Source organism: Allgaiera indica (genome assembly GCF_900106675.1).
Lineage (GTDB): Bacteria > Pseudomonadota > Alphaproteobacteria > Rhodobacterales > Rhodobacteraceae > Acidimangrovimonas > Acidimangrovimonas indica.
The window spans coordinates 101502-120542 of sequence record NZ_FNOB01000013.1 but is presented as its reverse complement, the minus strand read 5'-3'; the positions used below and the strand labels follow the sequence as shown (position 1 = coordinate 120542).

Below are 19041 nucleotides of genomic sequence, written 5' to 3'. Positions count from 1 at the left end.
CACAGATCGCCAGGATGTCGCGCGACGGCCTGGCTTGCCAGACGCAACCACGGCCCCGAACCGAAGCGCGCCGGCGGTGGCGCATCGTGTGAACCGCGGCCGTGGTGGCGGGGCCGGAGATCGCCGGGCCCCCGGTGCCGCCGCATCTTGCCGGGGGCCGCCGGCTGCGGCCGAGGCTGTCCCTGAACATTCTCTAATCGCCTTGGTCAACCGCTAATCCGTCTGCGTTCGGTCCTGCGTGCCGGGCTCTGGGATTCTCTTCGCGGTCGCCGCTTGGGCGCCGCATGTTTGCGTTCAGGGTTGGAAGGATCGAAATGGTGCGCGCGGTCTGTGCCGCGAGTTTGGGAACGATCTCTTCCTCGCCGCGCGTCCCGGCTGGACGCATTTCCTCACGCGACGGGGTGGCGTGTACGGATTGTCGAAGTTATGCCATCGCCGCCTCATGGTAGGGAGTGTTTCTGGACCACATGGCATGCAGGACCACCGCGAGCTTTCTCGCCAGAGCGACCTTGGCCTTGCGCGGGCCGGTTCGCTCGGAAATGGCTCTGGCCCAGTTGCGCAGAGTGTCGCCGCCGATGGCGCGGCAATAGATTGCATTGGCCGCCTCGTAGAGGCATTTTCGCGTGAATGTGTCGCCCCGTTTGGAAACTCGACCGTTGCGGCTGATCTCTCCGGACTCGTATCGTCTTGGTGTCAACCCGAGGTAAGTGCCCGTGCTGGATGACCGTCGGAAGCGGGAGGCGTCATCGAATGCGGCGACCACCGCCATGGCCGTGATGGCCCCGACGCCGGGCGCTGTCATCAGCAGGCGGACCGTCTTGTGGTATTTGGCAACTGCCCGGATCCGGCTGTCGAGGACCGCGATCTGGGCGAGGATATCTCGCCTTGCCTGCATCAGGGCCGCGAAGACCGGAACAAGTTCGGGAGCAACCGACAGTTCCTTGTCGAGGATTTCCTCCGCGCGACGCTTGAACCCGCCGACGCGCTTGCCGAACATCGCGCCAAGCGTCTTCAGGAGCCCGCGGATCTCGTTCTCCAGCCGCACGCGCATGCCCACCAGCGCTTCGCGCGCCGTGAGCATGGATCGGTTGACGTAGGCGTCGTGGCTCTTGATCTGCACGGCCTTGAACCAGCCACCGCGCACAATCTGGGCGAGACCTGGGGTCCCATGCCGATCCGTCTTGTTCGGCATCAAATTGGCAATGTTGCAGAAGTCGGCATTGAATGATTCACACCGCGAATCCGGTAGGTTAAGAGGGCGGGCATGAGCAAGCCTGACCCTGCCCGCTATCGCTCGACGAGCTGGAAATCCTATAGTGAGCCAATGCCGCGCCATTGGTCCGAGTGACCATGGCGAGGAGGGATGGTGTCCAGCATCCTGCAGACGGCGGGGCTGGATTGGCCGGTCCCCGACTTCTCCACCCTGAGCCGCAGGCAAAAGACCATCACTGTCGAGGTCTCGCGCCGCGCGGCCAGGTCCCCTCAACCCGTTGGTCGACAGCACGGGGATCAAGTTCCTGGGGATGGCGAATGGCTGGCCCGCAAGCACGGCACGCATCGCAGACGCTAATACCGCAAGGTCCATTTAGCGATGGACACAGGCTCCGGCGACACCTGGCCGTGGAGTTCACGTCAAGCCGCGAGGGCGACAGCCCCGTCCTGCCGGACCTCCTGGACCAGATCCCGCCGGAGCAGGAGATCGGCACCGTGACTGGCGATGGCGCCTTCGACGCCCGCCGCTGCCGTGCCGCGATCCTTGCACGGGGCGGCACGGCGATCATCCCCATTCGCAAGAACGGGCGCTTCTGGAAAGAGGACTGCCCTGCCGCGAGGGTGCGCAATGACGCCCCGCGCGCCACCAGACTTCTTGGGCGCGCGATCTTGATAAACTGGTCGGGTTATCATGTCCGAAGTCGGATCTAGGCGAAGATGCCCTCGCCGGTTCTCTCGAACCGGTGGCGTTCACCGGCTCGGCCTCAAGTCCTTCGGAGAGAGGATTGCCTCACGAGACCCGGACCGCCAGACCGCCGAAATTCACATCCGTATCGTCCTAATGAACCGCCTCAACTCCCTCGGCCAAGCCGAGATCGGGCGCGTCACCTAAGGCTACTGGGGGAAGGGGGAGGCTCGTCTCCACGACGACTTCTGCAACAACGCCGAAGTGGCCTCTGAGGACCGATATTCTGCGGACCTTGCCACAGCGAAAATTTGATGAATATCTCGTAGCCATCGAAAATTGCAATATTTTCTGGGGGCGCGGTGCGACACTTCGATGCCAGTGGCGTTCGTGCGATGGAACATAAATCGAACCGTCACCATCAAAGGAGTTCGGCACTGCCGTCGTCACAGATACGGACGGCTGAGCTAACGCGAGTATAGATCGTCGATCCAGATGCAAATCTACTCCGAAGCCCCTGCGCCTTTGCAGGGCGATCAAACCAGAAAACCTGTCGCTGGCCTTGGCGCGCCTGCGCTGGGAGTGCTACACGACCGGCTTGAGTGCTACATCGTGTAGCACTTTCGGTCGAGATCGCGCCGAATGGGGCCAAATCGGGAAAAACGGAAAGATGTTCGAATCGGAAAAGCCCGGAAAGCAAGGGATTTTAACGGTTCACGACGCCGCGCGCCTCAGCGTTGCACCCATGATGGATTGGACCGATCGGCATTGCCGCGTCTTTCACCGGGTCCTGTCTCGGCGAGCGCTGCTTTATACAGAGATGGTCACCGCCCCGGCCGTAATCCATGGCGACCGCGCGCGGCTCTTGGGGCATGACGAAAGCGAACACCCTGTTGCCCTGCAATTGGGGGGCTCCGACCCGAAGGAACTGGCGGAAGCGACCCGGATCGCCGCCGGCTTCGGATATGACGAGATCAACCTCAATGTCGGCTGCCCGTCCGACCGGGTGCAGTCGGGCTGTTTCGGCGCGGTGCTGATGCAACGCCCCGAACTGGTCGCCGATTGCGCCGCCGCGATGATCTCCGAAAGCCCGGTGGAGGTGACCGTGAAATGCCGCATCGGTGTGGACGACCAGATCCCCGAAGAGGTACTGCCGGACTTTCTGGAAAAGGTCTCGGCCGCCGGGGTCCGCCGCTTCACGATCCATGCGCGCAAGGCCTGGCTGCAGGGCCTCAGCCCGAAGGAGAACCGCGATATCCCGCCGCTCGACTATCCGCTGGTGGTCCGGATGAAGCGCGAATTTCCACAGCTGGATCTGTCGATCAACGGCGGCATCACCAGCCTTGATCAGGTGCAGGGCTTTCAGGCGCAGGGGCTAGACGGGGTGATGCTGGGCCGCGCGGCCTATCACGATCCGGGCGGCGTGCTGATCGAGGCCGACCGGCGGATCTGGGGCGACGATCGCCGGATTTCGCGGCACGACGCGGTCGAGGCGATGCGGCCCTATATCGTCCGGCATCTGCAGGCCGGCGGCAGGCTGCATCAGATCACCCGGCACATGCTGGGCCTGTTCCATGGCCAGCCCGGGGCCCGCGGCTGGCGGCGGGTGCTGTCGGAACGTGCCCATGCGCCAGACGCCGGGCTGGACGTGCTGGACGCGGCGCTGGCGCAGGTGGGCGGGCAGGCGGCCGCATAGGCCCGGCGCGGTGCCGGGGGCGTCGCGCCCGAAATGCCTGCCGGAACGAAAAAAGGGGCGGTTGCCCGCCCCTTTCGATCCGAAAATCCCGTGGGATTTAGTCGGCCAGCGCCAGGTTGGACGCCGACTGGCGGCCGTCGCGACCCGACTCGAGGTCGAAGGTCACCTTCTGGCCGTCGTCCAGGCCACGCAGGCCGGCGCGCTCGACGGCGCTGATGTGGACGAAAACGTCCTTGGAGCCGCCGTCGGGCTGGATGAAGCCGAAGCCTTTGGTGGCGTTGAACCATTTCACGGTGCCGGTAGCCATCGTGAGATCTCCTTGTCATTGCCGCCCGCGGAAGTGCGGCGGCCCGGCTCAGTCAGTTCCAGATCGAAGGACTGTGGCCGATGACGGAGAACAGTGGTCGATAGAGAGTAACGTCGCTTATCCCATATCGGATAAATCGCCTCGAATCGCAAGAAAAATCGCGGTGACGTGGCAGAGGCGCGCCGAAACGGAGGCGCACGCCCTAGTTGTGCGGGTACATCACGGCCCAGCTTTCGATCAGGTTTTGCTGAAGCTGGCGCGCGTGCCGCGTCCAGCTTGGCACGCCCCGCGGACGTTCAACCGATGAATCGAGGACCTTCTCACGTCGGGCCATGTTCGAGGTCAGGATCGCGAAGATCAGCTCCTGACCGTCGGGACCGGAGAGATACCCGGTCAGGCCCGAGACGTAGTTCAGCGTGCCGGTCTTGGCCTGCACCGAAAGCGGGGTGTTCTTGATCAGCCGGCCCCTGTCGTCGAGCAGGTAGATGTTCTTGAGCAGGCTGCGAAGCATGCCGCCGGGGCTGGCCTGGTACAGGACGCTGACCAGATCCGCCGCCGTCACGCGCGTGCCGTGCGCAAGGCCCGAATGATCGGCGAAATGCGCGCTGACGTTGTAGCGGCTCTTGATCCAGGCACCCATCTGCGCGGCCGATTGCGCCAGCGTGGCCGGCGGGGCGCCTTCTATCTTCGTGGTCGCCGCCAGGCCGACCAGTTCGGCCGTGAGGTTGGTGGAATAGTACAGCATCACCCGCAGGATCGCGCTCAGCTTGTCGCTTTCGTGGCTGACCAGGGTGATGGGGTTGGTCGGGGCGCGGGCGGGGCCGGGCTGAGGCAGGCGGATGCTGTAGGCGGCGGCGATCTCGTGGAACACGCTGGCGGCGTAGGCGCCGGGGTCGCGCACCGGCAGCCATCGGTTGCCATGGCGGCTGAGCAGCCGGCGCGCGACGGTCCAGCTTTCGTGCCCGTCCGAGGCGCTGTGGGTGTAGAGGGGGGCGTCCCGGTCCACCACCGTCATGGTGATGTCGGGCGCCGCCGGCTGGATGCGCTGGCCGCGCGCATCCATCTGCACGCGGTAGCCCTTGCCGGTGCGGGTCCATTCGAAATGCACGCGGTTGAAGTTCAGGTTCAGCCCCGAAAGCCCAGGGTTGTAGCCCGCCTGCGGCGGCTGGCTGGGATCCATCGCGGCGAAATGCGTGATCGCCGAGGCATCATACAGGAACCGCCCCGTCACCGCTCGTACGCCCTTTGCGGCGATCGCGGCGGCCATGTCGGCCAGGTCGTCGCTGTCAAGCGTCGGGTCGCCACCGCCGACCAGGATGAGATCGCCCTGCACGACGCCGCCCTGGACCGGGCCGGTGGTCACCACGCGGGTGGTAAAGCGGTGATCCGCCCCCAGCTGGTCGAGCGCGTAAAGCGTGGTGAAGACCTTGGTCATCGACGCGATCGGCATGGCCGCATCCGGCAGGTGGCTGTCAAGCACCTTGCCGGTATGGGCATCCGCCAGCACGAAGCCGACCTCGCCGCCCAGATTGGCGCGCGCGATCAGCTCATCTGGGGTGGGCACGTCGGCATGGCCCGCGCCGCCGGCGCGCGGATGGCCCGGCCGCAGATGCGGGCGCAGCGAACGGCGTGGCGCCTCGGCCTTGGCGGGAAGGGCGATAGGGGTGGCCGCCCCGGCGAGAAGGGCGCCAAGCAGCCAGCGGCGAGAGATCGGATCTTGCGTCGTCATGGCGCGACTTAACCCAACCCCGTGCGACGCGGCAAGCCGGCGCCGGGGCGAAAACGCGCGCGGCGGATCACAGAGCGGTCAGCCAAGTGTCATCACCTGAGCCAGTCGCCACGGGCGCGGATCGCGCTGGACGAGATCGGCATCAGGGGCACGTTGACATAGCACCAGGCGGGCGCGCGCAGATGCCCCAGCCGCCGCGCCGCCGAGGGCGGCACGCGATACATGGCATAGCGCCCGGCGGCGGGCGAAAGCCGCGCGGCGATGCCGGATCCGGGGCGCGCGATCACCCCGATCGGCACGTTATGCATGATCCAGCGCCAGTTCTGCCAGCGGTGGAACTGGGCCAGGTTGTCGGCGCCCATCAGCCACACGAACCGCACCCCGGGATAAAGCGCGCGCAGGCGCCGCAGCGTGGCGGCGGTGTGGCGGGTGCCCAGGCGCGCCTCGATATCGGTGACCACGACGCGCGGATCGTCCATCACCTCGCGCGACTGGGCCATGCGCCGCGCCAGGGGCGCCGGGCCTTCGCGCTTCAGCGGATTGCCGGGGCTGACCAGCCACCACACGCGGGTCAGGCCGAAGCGGCGGATCGCCTCGCGGGTGATATGGGCGTGCCCCGCATGGGCCGGATCGAAGGAGCCGCCCAGAATGCCGATCACCTGGCCCGGCTTCGCCATGGGAAATCCCTGCACCGATCTTGTCCTTCCACCCCGGCAAAAGGCCCCTTTTCGCCGTGGCGCGGGGGGCTGTCAACGTATGGCCGCACGCGGCGGTGTGGGCGCGGGGGGCGGGCGGCCCCGGGGGTGGCGCCGAACCGCGGGGCCGGGCGTGGCTTTCGGCGCCGGAAACGCGGTCCGGCCCCTCAAAGCAAAGGCCGCGTCGCCCCCGGGGCGGCGCCAGAGATGCCTATCGCATTGCTCTTGGTCGCGCGGTCCCTTACATCAGGCGCCAAATTCAGCCCGCCGAATGCACCCCAAGGAGTTTCGCATGGCATCCTATCAATACGTCTATCACATGGATGGCGTCTCCAAGACCTATCCGGGCGGCAAGAAATGTTTCGAGAACATCCGCCTCAACTTCCTGCCCGGCGTGAAGATCGGCGTCGTCGGCGTCAACGGCGCCGGCAAATCCACGCTGCTGCGCATCATGGCCGGGATCGACAAGGATTTCTCGGGCGAGGCCTGGGCCGCCAAGGGCGCCCGCGTCGGGTACCTGCCGCAAGAGCCGCAGCTGGACGAAAGCCTGAACGTGCGCCAGAACGTCATGCTGGGCGTGGCCGAGAAACAGGCCAAGCTGGACCGCTACAACGAACTGGCGATGAACTACTCGGACGAGACCGCCGAGGAGATGGCCGCGCTGCAAGACGAGATCGACGCCGAGAACCTGTGGGATCTCGACAGCCAGATCGACGTGGCGATGGAGGCCCTGCGCTGCCCGCCCGACGATGCCGACGTGGCCACGCTTTCGGGCGGCGAACGGCGCCGGGTGGCGCTGTGCAAGCTGCTTCTGGAAGCGCCCGACATGCTGCTGCTGGACGAGCCGACCAACCATCTGGACGCCGAAACCATCGCCTGGCTGCAAAAGCACCTGATCGAATACAAGGGCACGATCCTGTGCGTCACCCACGACCGCTACTTCCTGGACGACATCACGTCGTGGATCCTGGAGCTGGAGCGCGGCCGCGGCATCCCCTATGAGGGCAATTATTCCGCCTGGCTGGAGCAGAAGGCCAAGCGGCTGGAACAGGAGGCGCGCGAGGACAAGGCCAAGCAGAAGGTGCTGGAGAAGGAACTGGAATGGATCCGCGCCGGCGCCAAGGCGCGCCAGGCGAAATCCAAGGCGCGGATCTCGGCCTATGAGAAGCTGGCCGAGGAAAGCGTCAAGGATCGGGTCGGCAAGGCGCAGATCATCATCCCCAACGGCCCGCGCCTGGGCGGCAAGGTGATCGAGGCAGTCGGCCTGAAAAAGCACATGGGCGACAAGCTGTTGATCGAGGATCTCAGCTTTTCGCTGCCGCCGGGCGGCATCATGGGGGTGATCGGCCCCAACGGCGCCGGCAAGTCGACGCTGCTGAAGATGATCACCGGCCAGGAAGCACCCGACGCCGGCAGCATCACGATCGGCGACACCGTCAAGCTGGCCTATGTCGACCAGTCGCGCGACGCGCTCGATCCCGATCACAACGTCTGGGAGGAAATCTCGGGCGGGGCCGAGCTGATCCATCTGGGCGATGCCAGCGTGGCCAGCCGCAGCTATGTCGGGGCCTTCAACTTCAAGGGCGGCGACCAGCAGAAGAAGGTGGGCCTCTTGTCGGGCGGCGAGCGCAACCGGGTGCACATGGCCAAGCTTCTGAAGGAAGGCGGCAACGTGCTGCTTCTGGACGAGCCGACCAACGACCTGGACGTCGAAACCCTGCAGGCGCTGGAAGCGGCGATCGAGGATTTCGCGGGTTGCGCGGTGATCATCTCGCACGATCGCTTCTTCCTCGACCGGCTGTGTACCCATATCCTGGCCTTCGAGGGCGACGCGCATGTCGAGTTCTTCGAGGGCAACTTCGAGGATTACGAGGCCGACAAGATCCGCCGTCTGGGCCCCGACGCGGCCGAGCCGAAGCGGGTGAAGTACAAGAAGTTCACGAGGTAAATGCTGACTTGATATCTGCATTCAATTGATCAACTCTCCCCCTGCGGGTGAAAGGGGGAGATCTTGACTTCTTATGTTTTCTTGGCCGACGAGAGCGGCAATGTCACGCAAGAGGCCGGCATTTCGGATGAGGTTGGGCCGTCCCGATATTTGTGTATGGGAGGAGTGCTTATCCCAAGCGATTCACTCTCAGAGGTCCATCTTGCGCTAGATGGTGTCGCGAGAAAGTTTAAAAAGAAGAATAAACTGCACGCGACTGACATTAGCCATGTGCAAAAAGTGTTTCTTGCGAGAGAAGTCCTAGGGCTGAAGTTTCCAATGTTTGGGGTAGTCAGTGATAAACATACACTGGGAGGCTTCAAAAATCTTTCTGGGGGGAAGGCTCAGGATTACTACAATCGTACGGCGCTTTACTTGTTAAGTCTGCTAGGGGTATTTCTTAACTCATCCAATATTTCTGGGGATGATGTCGCTATTGTGTTCGAGGAGCGGACGCATGACTATGGGCGCTTCAAGAACTATGTTCGAAGGGTAAAATCTAGGCCGACCGGGGACTTTGTCGATGGGATACCTTACATAAGCCCTGATCTTATTTCCTCGAAGCGGAAAGAGGATGAGCATGGATTTGCGATTCCGGATTTAATCGCCCATGCGGTCTTCTCTGCATTTGATAGAAACAGGAATAACTTCGGAATTACCGAGGCGCGATACCTGTCTGAGATGATGCCCGCGTTCTGCGAAAAAGGGGTAGCCAAAAGATTTTACCCCATTCAGCGAGAAAAGATGAGAGATGTGTGTGAACCCACAGTCGATCTGATGAAGGCGTATGGGTTCGAACTTGGGAGTTGAGGTTAGGGCTTACCATTCGCACGCGGGACTTAGACGTTTCCTTGCCACATCCTAAGCCCGCCAGAACCGCGGCAGCAGCAGCACATAGCCCGCGACCATCCCCAGCCGGCCCATCAGCATGGCGATGATCATCAGCCATTTGGCGGTGGTGTCGAAATTCACCATCGTGCCGGTCGGCTGGGTGGCGGTGCCGAAGACATAGCCGATATTGCCGATCGAGGTCCAGATCGCCATCAGTGCGCTCTCGATGTCCACCCCGGTCAGGCTGACCCCGATCGACAGCACCAGGATCGTCACCAGATAGCCGGTCAGATACATGATCAGCGGGTTCATCACCTCGTCGTCCAGCACCACGCCATCATAGCGCACCACCGACAGGCGGTTGGGCGAATGCACCTTCTGGATCTGCGCCTTGATCGCGGCGAACAGGATCTGGGTGCGAAACACGCTGAACGCGCCCGAACTGGACGACGAACACCCCCCGATCAGCCCGACCGCCAGCGCCACCACCACCGGGAACGGCCCCCAGGAATTCACGTCGGCCGAGGAAAATCCGGTGCCGGTGAAGATCGACACGATGTTGAACAGCGACTGGCGCACGATCGTCTCGACCGGGGTTTCCGAGGTCGCCAGGCGGTAGACGACCACCAGGCCGACGGCGATCGCGATCCAGCGCAGGAAGGCGCGGACCTGCGGGTCGCGCAGCATCGGGCGGTAGCTGCCGCCCATCATCTGCACGAAGCGGATATAGGGCAGGGCCGACATGATCATGAAGAACGACCCCGCATATTCGGCCGCGCCGGCATATTTGCCGAACGAGGCGTCCGAGGTGGAAAACCCCCCCGTCGCCACGGTGGCGAAGGCGTTCACCACGGCGTCGAGCAAGGTCATGCCGAACACCATGTAGGTGCTGATGCAGGCCAGCGTCAGCAGCACATAGAAGGCCAGCAGCCGCCGGGCGATGTCGGTGGCGCGCGGCAGCACCTTGCCCATCGTGTCGAAGCCCTCGGTGCGGAAGAACTTCATCCCGCCGACGCGCATCACAGGCAGGAAGATCATCGCCACGAAGGCGATCCCCAGCCCCCCCAGCCAGTTCAGGATGCCGCGCCACAAAAGCACCCCCGGCGGCAGGTTGTCGAGATGCGGGATCACCGAGGACCCGGTCGTGGTGATGCCGGATACGGCCTCGAAATAGGCGTTGGTAAAGCTGATATGCGGCGCGCCGACCATGAAGGGCAGGGCGCCGAACAGCGGGATGAAGGCCCAGATCCCGGTGGTCAGCAGGAACGCCTCGCGCACGGTGAATTCACCCGCGGTCTCTAACCCCGATCGGCACGACAGCGCGATCATCGCGCCGGTGACGCCGGTCACCATCGCGGATTCGAAGAAGGCTTCCCAATTGCGGGCACCGACCAGCAGATCGACCGTCAGCGGCGCCAGCATCGCCAGCCCCAGCGCCACAAGCAACAGCCCCAGCACGAAGCCGACCGAGCGGATGTCGATCAGCGCGGCGTCATGGGCAGTGGCGTCCCTGGTGGCCGTCACGACCGCCTCGCGGGTCTGGCGTCAGGCATGGGTGAACCGCGCCCGCGCGCCGCGTTCGATCGCGGCGGCATGGAGACGGTCGATGTTCAACTCGTAACGCACTTCCTCAAGCAGCCGCAATTCGGTCTCGCTCAGGGATCCGTCCGCGGCGGCCACGTCGCACGACAGCGCATAGGCGGTCTCGTACAGGCGTTCGGGCAGGGCGTCGCGGATCAGCCCGAACAGCGCGTCCAGCCCGTCCTCTTCCTCGAACAGATCGAACACCACCTGCGAGATCTGCTTGAAGCGGTCGGCGTCGTAATCCTCGAACACCGGCAGCGTGTTCACGATACCCTGGATCATGAACAGCTCGGACGAGCGGATCGTCTCATCCGAGGCCGAAACCGCGATCATCAGCGCGATCAGGCTGTCTTGCGGCGTCATGGATGCGGTGTCGAAGGTCATGGGCGTCCTTTCCTTGTTGCGGCGCAGAATATTGACCCGGCCCGACGCGGGCAATAGGAGAGGGGGCCGCGTGAGACAAGGGGTTTCGCGCGCCGGACGAGGATGTGAACGATGACGGACCTTCGCGACGCCGCGATGAACTCGAAAGCCTGGCCGTTCGAGGAAGCCCGCCGCATCCTCAAACGCTACGAGGGCGCGCCGCCCGAAAAGGGCTATGTGCTGTTCGAGACCGGCTACGGCCCTTCGGGTCTGCCCCATATCGGCACCTTCGGCGAGGTCGCGCGCACCACGATGATCCGCCGCGCCTTCGAGGCGATCAGCGATATCCCGACGCGGCTGATCTGTTTCTCGGACGACATGGACGGGATGCGCAAGGTGCCCGAGAACGTGCCCGATCGGGACCTCCTGCATGCCAATATCCAGAAGCCGCTGACCAGCGTTCCCGACCCGTTCGGCGAATATGAAAGCTTCGGCGACCACAACAACGCCATGCTGCGGCGGTTCCTCGATACCTTCGGGTTCGAGTACGAATTCTATTCGGCCACCGAATTCTACAAGTTCGGCCAGTTCGACGAGGTGCTGCTGCGCGCCGCCGAACGCTATGACGACGTGATGGCGGTGATGCTGAAATCGCTGCGCGAGGAACGCCAGCAGACCTATTCGATCTTCCTGCCGATCCACCCCGAGACCGGCCGCGTCCTTTATGTGCCGATGAAGCATGTCGACGCCCGGGACGGCACCGTCACCTTCGATGACGAGGACGGGCGCGAATGGACGCTGCCGGTCACCGGCGGCAACGTGAAGCTGCAGTGGAAGCCCGATTTCGGCGCCCGCTGGGCCGCGCTTGGCGTCGATTTCGAGATGTACGGCAAGGACCATTCCACCAACACCCCGATCTACGACCGGATCTGCGAGATCCTGGGCGGCCGCAAGCCCGAGCATTTCACCTATGAACTCTTCCTCGACGAGAACGGCGAGAAGATCTCGAAATCCAAGGGCAACGGGCTGACCATCGACGAATGGCTGACCTATGCCTCGACCGAAAGCCTCAGCTATTACATGTTCCTCAAGCCGAAGACGGCAAAGCGGCTGTCGTGGGACGTGATCCCCAAGGCGGTGGACGAATACCACCAGCAGCTGCGCGCCTTCCCCGATCAGGACATGGTGGCGCGGGTGAACAATCCGGCCTGGCATATCCACGCGGGCCAGCCGCCGGCCAGCCACATGGTCGTACCCTTCGCGATGCTTCTGAACCTGGCTTCTGTCGCGGCGGCCGAGGACAAGGCGGGGCTGTGGGGCTTCATCCGGCGCTACGCCCCCGAGGCCAGCCCCGAGGCCAACCCCGATCTCGACGCGGCGGCCGAATTCGCGGTGCGCTACTTCCGTGATTTCGTGGCGCCCTCGCGGCAGTTCCGCCCCCCCACCGCGTCCGAGCGTGCCGCGATCGAGGATCTGCTGGCCCGGTTGCGGGCCTGGGACGGCGGCGCCGATCCCGAAGAACTGCAAAGCATGGTCTTCGCCGTCGGCAAGGACCATGGCTTCGAGAACCTGCGCGACTGGTTCCGCGCCCTCTACGAGGTGCTGCTGGGCCAAAGCCAGGGTCCGCGTTTCGGCGGTTTCATCGCGCTCTACGGCGTCGAAGAGACCGCGGCGCTGATCGAGAAGGCCCTGGCCGGCAAGCTGACGACCGCCGAGTAACCCAAGCCGGGCCTCGGCCCCGCTGCGGGCCCGATCCCGCCGGCCTGATTTCACCCGGGTGACGACGGGGGCGCGAAGACGGGCGCCCGAAGACGGGGACGCGGCGTGGCCCGTGCGGGCGGGCGGGGCCGGGGGGCGTCTTCGCCCAGGGCAGGGCGGGCCTTTGGGGCCTGGCCGGACCACGGCGCGCCGGACCGGTCATGGCGCTTACTTCGGCAGTTGCGCCGCTGTGGCCTGCGCGTCGCGGCATGTGGCTGTGATGCGACACAAGGACGGGGCGGCCTCTGGCCCCCGATCCTGCGCCGGGGTAAGAGGCCAGGGACGATTCTGCACCGCGAAAGGCCCCCTATATGCCCGATATGTCGCTTCTCCTGCCGATGCTGGTGCTGCTGCTTGTGATCGGCGCCTTTGCCGGGGTGATTTCGGGATTGCTGGGCGTGGGTGGTGGGATCATCCTGGTGCCGGCCTTCTTCTACGCCTTCGGCTATCTCGGCTATGGCGGCCCGGGGCATCCGCAGCTGATGCAGATCTCGATCGCGACCTCGCTGGCGACGATCATCTTCACTTCGATACGCTCGGTGCTGGCGCATCACCGCAAGGGCGCGGTGGATTGGCATATCCTGAAGACCTGGGCGCCGGGGATCGCGGTGGGCGCGGTGCTGGGAATGCTGGTCGTGTCACATCTGCGCACCCATACCCTTCAGGCGATCTTCGGCGAACTGGCGCTGGTGGTGGCCTTCTACCTGGGCCTTGGCCGGTCGGAATGGCGGCTGGGGCAGGCGATGCCGGGGGGCTGGCTTCGTGCCCTGCTGTCGCCGCTGATGGGGTTCTTGTCGGTGCTGATGGGGATCGGAGGCGGCAGCTTCGGCGTCCCGTTGATGAGCCTTTACAACTCGCCGATCCACCGCGCGGTGGCGACGGCGGCGGGGTTCGGCGTCACCATCGCCGTGCCCTCGGTGATCGGCTTCCTGCTGACCCCGGTGCCGAGCGCGCCGCCGTTCACGGTGGGGGCGGTCAACCTGCCGGCCTTCGTGGTTATCATCACCATGACGATGATCACGGCCCCCCTGGGGGTGAAGCTGGCGCATGCGATGGATCCCAAGCCCTTGAAACGGATCTTTGCGCTGTTTCTGTTCGTCGTCGCGGTGAACATGATCCGCAAGGCCTTCGTCGGCTGAGGCGCCTCGCCTCCCCCGTGGGGGCGGGGGCGGGGGCGGCGAAGGTGCCGGGGCCGCAGGCTTCCGACAAGAGCGGGCACGAGCGGGCGGTGGCCGCGGCGCCGGTGCCGCTAGTTGTTGAGCAGCCCGTTGATCAGGCCGACCTCGTCCATCACGGTCATCATGTTGCTGTCCACCCGCAGCACGCGGTCATGATCGACGACCACATAGTATTGGCCGTAGGGTGGGCGCGGAAGGTTGTAGGTGCGCCAGTTGCTCAGCACGCGGAACTCGCCTTCGCGCAGATGCTCGCCGCGGTACCAGGCGCCGTCGCGCTCGCCCTCGCCGCGGTCGCGCCACCGGCGGCCATGGTCTTCCTCGCCGTCGCGCCGGTGCTCACGCCGGTGCTCACGCCGCTGTTCGCGCCAGTGCTCGCGCCGCTGTTCACGCCAGTGCTCGCGCCGGTTGTCGTGCCAGTCGTCACGATGATCGACATGGATGTGGAAATTACCGTCGTCGCCGCCGTCGGCCAGGGCGGGATTGCCCAGCGATACCGTCAGCACGGCCACCGCGGCGGAAATCGACAGGGCCGACAGAATGGGTTTGTGTTGCATCGTTTCCTCCGGGATTGAAGGGGTGGCGGAATTGAAGGGGACGGGGGACTAGCCGACGCCCAGGATCGTGTCCACCTTTCCGACCGAGGCCACGACCTTCCAATCGCGCATGTCGACACGCAGCACCTGGGTGCCAAGTGCGACATAGACCTCGCCGGAGGGCGGCGGCGGCAGGCGATAGCGCTTGTAGGAGGCGATCAGGTGAAAGTTGAATTGCCCGATCTTGTCTCCCGCGCGCCAGACCCGCTCATACTGGCCGTTGCCCCAGGGGTTGAGAATGGCGCCGCCGTCTTCCGCCGACGCGCTTGGGGTGGGCGCGACGGGCGTGGGGCGCGGCTTCGGTTGCGGGCTCTGCGCCGGTGCGCCGGCAAAAGCGCCGGCCCCAAGGCCAAGGGCCGCGGCGATGACGGCGGCAACCGACAAGGGGGCGACGCGGGACGAAACATGGGCGCACATCATCTTTTCCTCCTGGTTGCAATCTGTGCCGGAACAACCGCTGGCAGGCGGTCCGGGTTCCGGCCGAAGCGGAGGAGCGCCACACAAAGGCGTGCCGGGCGTGTGAAACCGGCCCGGCGGCGAGGACCGGCGCACGAGGCCGAACGGATCGAACGACAGCGCCCCGCCGGACGCCGATCTGGCGCACATGCGGGCCGTGCGCGCCTGCGCTACGTGGGGAAGCGGACGCGTCCGGCAAGGAAGAAGAAGTCCGGCAAGGAAGAGACGGTATCGCCGCGGCGCCGGCCTGGCCGATCAGGCGGCAGCCCGTAACTCGGCGCCCCGGAAGGCGGCGGGGCGGCAGGTGGCAGTGCGGGTCAGTGCCGGGCGCGGACGGCCAAGTGCCGCGTCACTTGTCGCGTCCGCGGCGCTCGAACCGCGGCAGCATGGCCGAAAAGTCGCGGCCTGCGCCGTCCTCGTGCTCGACGAACCGGGCGTAAAGCGCCATCGCCTGGGCGCCCATCGGCGTGTCCGCATCCACCGCCTCGGCGGCCTGCTGGGAAAGGCGCAGGTCCTTCAGCATCAGGTCCGCGGCGAAGCCGGGCTTATAGTCGTTGTCGGCCGGGCTTTGCGGGCCGACGCCCGGCGCCGGGCAATAGCTGTTCATCGACCATGAAGATCCCGAAGAGGTCGACACCACATCGAACATCTTGGCACGGTCGAGGCCCAGCTTGTCGGCCAGCGCGAAAGCCTCGCAGGTGACGATCATGGTGGCGCCCAGGATCATGTTGTTGCAGATCTTCGCCGCCTGGCCGGCCCCCGAGGCGCCGCAATGCACGGCCTTCTGACCCATCACCTCGAACAGCGGCGCGACGGTGGCGAAGGCGGTGTCGTCGCCGCCGACCATGAAGGTCAGCGTGCCCGCAGTGGCGCCGCCGACGCCGCCCGAGACCGGCGCGTCCAGCGCGCCCAAACCCGCCGCGCGCGCCTGGTCGGCCACCGCGCGGGCGCTGTCCACATCGACGGTGGAGCAATCGCAAAACACCGTGCCCGCCGTCATCGCGGGGATGATCTGATCGGCCACGTCACGCAGGATCTTGCCGTTCGGCAGCATCGAGATCACCACCTCGGCGCCATCGGCCGCGGCGGCGGCGGTGGCGGCGCGGGTGACACCCTCGGGGCAGGGGGCGGCGGGGTCGAAGCCGGCCACCTGATGACCGGCCGCGACCAGGTTGGCGGCCATGGGGGCACCCATGTTGCCCAGTCCGATAAATCCGATATTCATGCACTTTCCTCCTCGAAAGTCAGTTCCTCGTCGCCCAGCGGCGCCAGCATCGCGGCGACCTCTTCGGCCGAGGGCTCGGCGCCGGCGTGGCGCCAGCGGGGATTGCGGTCCTTGTCGATGATCTGGGCGCGGATCCCTTCCAGGAAATCCGCGTGCTGTAGCGCGCGATGGGTGAACCGGTATTCCAGGGTCAGCGCGTGGCGCAGGCTGGGCGCTCGGCGCACCGCCTGCAACAGCGCCAGCGTCGCCGCCGCCGACAGCGGCGAGGCCCGGTCCAGCGCCGCGAGGGTATCCGTGGCGAAGCCTGACTCGGCCTGCGTCAGCGCGGCGCGGATCGCGGCCAGGTCAGGCCCGGCGAAGGCGCGGTCGATCTGGGGGCGCAGCGCTTTCAGCTGGCCTTCGGGCGGCATTGCGGCGGCCTTGGTGACGGCATCCGGGCGGCCGGTTTCCACCAGCGCGGCGCGCAGCGCGGGCCAGGCGGCCTGGGGGACGAAATGATCGGCAAATCCCGCCAGGATCGCGTCCTCGGGCGCCATCCGGGCGCCGGTGGTGCCCAGATATTCCCCCAGCCGCCCCGGCGCGCAGGCCAACAGGAAGGTGCCGCCGACATCGGGGATCAGCCCGATGCCGCATTCCGGCATCGCCATGCGGGTGCTTTCGCACACCACGCGGTGCCCGACGTGACAGCCCAGCCCCACGCCGCCGCCCATGACGAAGCCCTGCATCAGGCTGACCACCGGCTTGGGATATTCGAAAAGCCGCGCGTTCATGCGGTATTCTTCGCGCCAGAAGGTTCGGGCCGGGGCATAGTCGCCGCGCATTCCCTGGGCGTGGATCGCCGCGATATCGCCGCCGGCGCAGAAGGCGCGCTCGCCCTCGGCCTCGATCAGCACCAGATGCACCTGCGGGTCGGTCTGCCAGGCGATCAGCGCCGCGTCGATTGCGCAGCACATCGGATGGGTCAGCGCGTTCAGCGCCTTCGGTCGGGTCAGGCGGATGACGCCCGCGCGCCCCTCGCGGGTGATCGAGACGTCTTCGTCCGCCCCGGCCATCAGCCGCGCTCCGCCAGCATCGCGCGGCTGATGATCAGGCGCATGATCTCATTCGTGCCCTCCAGGATCTGATGGACGCGCAGGTCGCGCACGATCTTCTCGATCCCGTAATCGGCCAGATAGCCATAGCCGCCATGCAGTTGCAGGCATTGGTTGGCCACGTCAAAGGCGGCATCGGTGACGTAAAGCTTGGCCATGGCGCAGAACTTGGTGGCGTCGGGGGCGGCATTGTCCAGCTTCCACGCCGCCTGACGCAGGAAGGTGCGGGCCGATTGCAGCTTTACCTCCATCTCGGCCAGCCGGAATTGCAGCGCCTGGAACTGGTCGATGGGGCGGCCGAAGGCGCGGCGCTCGCCCATATAGGCCAGCGTCGCGTTCAGCGCCGCCTGTGCGCCACCCAGGGCCGAGGCCGCGATGTTCAGCCGCCCGCCGTCCAGCCCCGCCATCGCATAGCTGAAGCCGCGCCCTTCCTCGCCCAGCAGGTTCGCCGCCGGCACCTTGCAATCGTCGAACTGCACCTGCGCGGTGGGCTGGGCGCGCCAGCCCATCTTGTCCTCGAGCCCGCCGAAGGACAGCCCCGCGCTGCCGTCCTCGACGATCAGGGTGGAAATGCCCTTGGGCCCCTCCTCGCCGGTGCGGCACATCACGACATAGACGTCGGAATAGCCGCCGCCCGAGATGAACGCCTTGGTGCCGTTCATCACATAGCCGTCGTTGGTCTTCTCGGCCCGGCAGCGCAGCGCCGCCGCGTCCGAGCCAGAGCCGGGTTCCGTCAGAGCGTAGGAAAACACCTTGTCCATGCGGGTCAGCGCCGGCAGCCAGGCGGACTTGACCTCCGCGCTGGCGAACTTGTCGATCATGCCGCCGCACATGTTGTGGATCGACAGGAACGACCCCACCGCCGGGCAGGACATCGCCAGCGCTTCGAACACCAGGGTCGCGTCCAGCCGCGTCAGGCCCGACCCGCCATATTCCTCGGAGACATAGATCCCGCCCAGACCAAGCGCGCCGACCTTGGGCCACAGACCCTTGGGGATGGTGCCCTGGGCTTCCCAGGCGCGGGCATGGGGGGCGATGTGCTCTTGCCCGAAGTCCCGGGCCATCTCGAAGATGGCTTGCTGCTCGTCGCTCAGTGCAAAATCCATGAACGCCTCCCGCCGAATAAATTGAACGCTTGTTTAATTCGCAAATCCTGGGGCCCCATTGCAAGCCCGAAACTGGGGCGGCGCGCGCATTATCCGGCGCCGGCCAGCAGCTCGGTCAGGCTGCACTCTGGCTGGCCGAGGATCTCCAGCGCTTCGGCCTCGGTCCCGGCGGTGCGCATCACGATCCCGTCGAGTCCCTCCCACGAGCGGCGCACGATTGCGGCCATCTCGTGGGCGATGCGGGTGGGCGCGTAATAGACCAGCACCGTCTGACGGCCTTGTTCGAGGAACGTCTCGGCCTTCTGTGCCTGGATCTGCAGAATCCGTGCGTAATCGGCATCATACCCGGTCACAGCCGCCAGATCGACCAATTGCTTCTGGCCCGGGGCGCGGTCCGGGTGGCGGCTGTAGGCGGCCAGGGCCTTTTGGGTGTCGTCAGGATGCACGAAGCCTTCATAGCGGACATAGACCAGACCGCGGCGCGGAAGGATGGTAAAACTGACCGACATGAAGGCTCCCTGAAGTGGATACGAACAACAAAGGGG

19 protein-coding genes are annotated in these 19041 nt (G+C 65.6%); 7 read left to right on the top strand and 12 right to left on the bottom strand.

Annotated features, from left to right (window positions below; translation table 11 throughout):
• Positions 1 to 424 precede the first annotated feature (424 nt).
• The gene (locus BLV97_RS13130) at positions 425 to 1192 is read right to left on the bottom strand and encodes an IS110 family RNA-guided transposase (RefSeq protein ID WP_051646316.1); all 768 of its coding nucleotides are present in this window, start codon (positions 1190 to 1192) and stop codon (positions 425 to 427) included.
• 171 nt (positions 1193 to 1363) lie between these two features.
• Between BLV97_RS13130 and BLV97_RS21795 the strand changes: the two genes are divergently transcribed.
• The 3 genes from BLV97_RS21795 to dusA all read left to right on the top strand — a co-directional run bounded on the left by BLV97_RS21795 (position 1364) and on the right by dusA (position 3593).
• On the top strand, positions 1364 to 1570 hold the full coding sequence (locus BLV97_RS21795; RefSeq protein ID WP_244642031.1) for a transposase: 207 nt from the start codon (positions 1364 to 1366) through the stop codon (positions 1568 to 1570).
• Complete coding sequence (locus BLV97_RS21605; protein ID WP_244521025.1) at positions 1531 to 1923, top strand: transposase; 393 nt, start codon at positions 1531 to 1533, stop codon at positions 1921 to 1923. The genes BLV97_RS21795 and BLV97_RS21605 overlap by 40 nt, the downstream gene beginning before the upstream one ends.
• A 644-nt stretch (positions 1924 to 2567) precedes the next feature.
• A complete protein-coding gene (gene dusA / locus BLV97_RS13120) occupies positions 2568 to 3593 on the top strand; it encodes a tRNA dihydrouridine(20/20a) synthase DusA (protein ID WP_081825203.1) in 1026 nt (341 codons plus the stop codon).
• A 97-nt stretch (positions 3594 to 3690) separates the two neighbouring features.
• On the opposite strand, the gene BLV97_RS13115 is transcribed toward dusA, so the two are convergent.
• The 3 genes from BLV97_RS13115 to BLV97_RS13105 form a co-directional block, all read right to left on the bottom strand.
• Positions 3691 to 3900: a cold-shock protein gene (locus BLV97_RS13115; protein WP_035846554.1), complete on the bottom strand. Its 210-nt coding sequence runs from the start codon at positions 3898 to 3900 to the stop codon at positions 3691 to 3693.
• Positions 3901 to 4102: 202 nt separating this feature from the next.
• A complete protein-coding gene (dacB, locus tag BLV97_RS13110) occupies positions 4103 to 5629 on the bottom strand; it encodes a D-alanyl-D-alanine carboxypeptidase/D-alanyl-D-alanine endopeptidase (protein ID WP_035846556.1) in 1527 nt (508 codons plus the stop codon).
• Between the two features lie 92 nt (positions 5630 to 5721).
• Positions 5722 to 6306, bottom strand: a complete 585-nt coding sequence (locus tag BLV97_RS13105) for a nicotinate-nucleotide adenylyltransferase (protein WP_035846558.1) — start codon at positions 6304 to 6306, stop codon at positions 5722 to 5724.
• A 310-nt stretch (positions 6307 to 6616) separates the two neighbouring features.
• Here BLV97_RS13105 and ettA point away from each other — a divergent pair, with 310 nt between their 5' ends.
• Together ettA and BLV97_RS20775 are read left to right on the top strand one after the other, a co-directional pair.
• Positions 6617 to 8272: an energy-dependent translational throttle protein EttA gene (gene ettA / locus BLV97_RS13100; protein WP_035846560.1), complete on the top strand. Its 1656-nt coding sequence runs from the start codon at positions 6617 to 6619 to the stop codon at positions 8270 to 8272.
• 63 nt (positions 8273 to 8335) lie between these two features.
• Complete coding sequence (locus BLV97_RS20775) at positions 8336 to 9121, top strand: DUF3800 domain-containing protein (protein WP_143037532.1); 786 nt, start codon at positions 8336 to 8338, stop codon at positions 9119 to 9121.
• 51 nt (positions 9122 to 9172) lie between these two features.
• Here BLV97_RS20775 and BLV97_RS13095 read toward each other — a convergent pair whose 3' ends face one another.
• Together BLV97_RS13095 and BLV97_RS13090 are read right to left on the bottom strand one after the other, a co-directional pair.
• The gene (locus BLV97_RS13095) at positions 9173 to 10666 is read right to left on the bottom strand and encodes a TrkH family potassium uptake protein (RefSeq protein ID WP_244521024.1); all 1494 of its coding nucleotides are present in this window, start codon (positions 10664 to 10666) and stop codon (positions 9173 to 9175) included.
• A 21-nt stretch (positions 10667 to 10687) separates the two neighbouring features.
• Positions 10688 to 11110: a tellurite resistance TerB family protein gene (locus BLV97_RS13090; RefSeq protein ID WP_035846562.1), complete on the bottom strand. Its 423-nt coding sequence runs from the start codon at positions 11108 to 11110 to the stop codon at positions 10688 to 10690.
• A 111-nt stretch (positions 11111 to 11221) separates the two neighbouring features.
• Between BLV97_RS13090 and BLV97_RS13085 the strand changes: the two genes are divergently transcribed.
• Together BLV97_RS13085 and BLV97_RS13080 are read left to right on the top strand one after the other, a co-directional pair.
• Positions 11222 to 12808: a lysine--tRNA ligase gene (locus BLV97_RS13085; RefSeq protein ID WP_035846564.1), complete on the top strand. Its 1587-nt coding sequence runs from the start codon at positions 11222 to 11224 to the stop codon at positions 12806 to 12808.
• Positions 12809 to 13158: 350 nt separating this feature from the next.
• Entirely contained in the window at positions 13159 to 13986 is an 828-nt protein-coding gene (locus BLV97_RS13080) for a sulfite exporter TauE/SafE family protein (protein WP_035846566.1), read from the top strand.
• A 110-nt stretch (positions 13987 to 14096) separates the two neighbouring features.
• Here the strand turns inward: BLV97_RS13080 and BLV97_RS13075 are convergent, their stop codons facing one another.
• From BLV97_RS13075 to BLV97_RS13050, 6 genes are all read right to left on the bottom strand, one after another.
• The gene (locus tag BLV97_RS13075) at positions 14097 to 14579 is read right to left on the bottom strand and encodes a hypothetical protein (protein ID WP_051646317.1); all 483 of its coding nucleotides are present in this window, start codon (positions 14577 to 14579) and stop codon (positions 14097 to 14099) included.
• A gap of 48 nt (positions 14580 to 14627) precedes the next feature.
• On the bottom strand, positions 14628 to 15038 hold the full coding sequence (locus BLV97_RS13070) for an RcnB family protein (protein WP_035846569.1): 411 nt from the start codon (positions 15036 to 15038) through the stop codon (positions 14628 to 14630).
• 385 nt (positions 15039 to 15423) lie between these two features.
• The gene (mmsB, locus tag BLV97_RS13065) at positions 15424 to 16299 is read right to left on the bottom strand and encodes a 3-hydroxyisobutyrate dehydrogenase (RefSeq protein ID WP_035846570.1); all 876 of its coding nucleotides are present in this window, start codon (positions 16297 to 16299) and stop codon (positions 15424 to 15426) included.
• The gene (locus BLV97_RS13060; protein WP_035846572.1) at positions 16296 to 17351 is read right to left on the bottom strand and encodes an enoyl-CoA hydratase/isomerase family protein; all 1056 of its coding nucleotides are present in this window, start codon (positions 17349 to 17351) and stop codon (positions 16296 to 16298) included. The genes mmsB and BLV97_RS13060 overlap by 4 nt, the downstream gene beginning before the upstream one ends.
• The gene (locus tag BLV97_RS13055; protein ID WP_035846574.1) at positions 17351 to 18496 is read right to left on the bottom strand and encodes an acyl-CoA dehydrogenase family protein; all 1146 of its coding nucleotides are present in this window, start codon (positions 18494 to 18496) and stop codon (positions 17351 to 17353) included. The genes BLV97_RS13060 and BLV97_RS13055 overlap by 1 nt, the downstream gene beginning before the upstream one ends.
• A gap of 89 nt (positions 18497 to 18585) precedes the next feature.
• Complete coding sequence (locus BLV97_RS13050; RefSeq protein ID WP_035846576.1) at positions 18586 to 19005, bottom strand: hypothetical protein; 420 nt, start codon at positions 19003 to 19005, stop codon at positions 18586 to 18588.
• Positions 19006 to 19041: the final 36 nt, after the last annotated feature.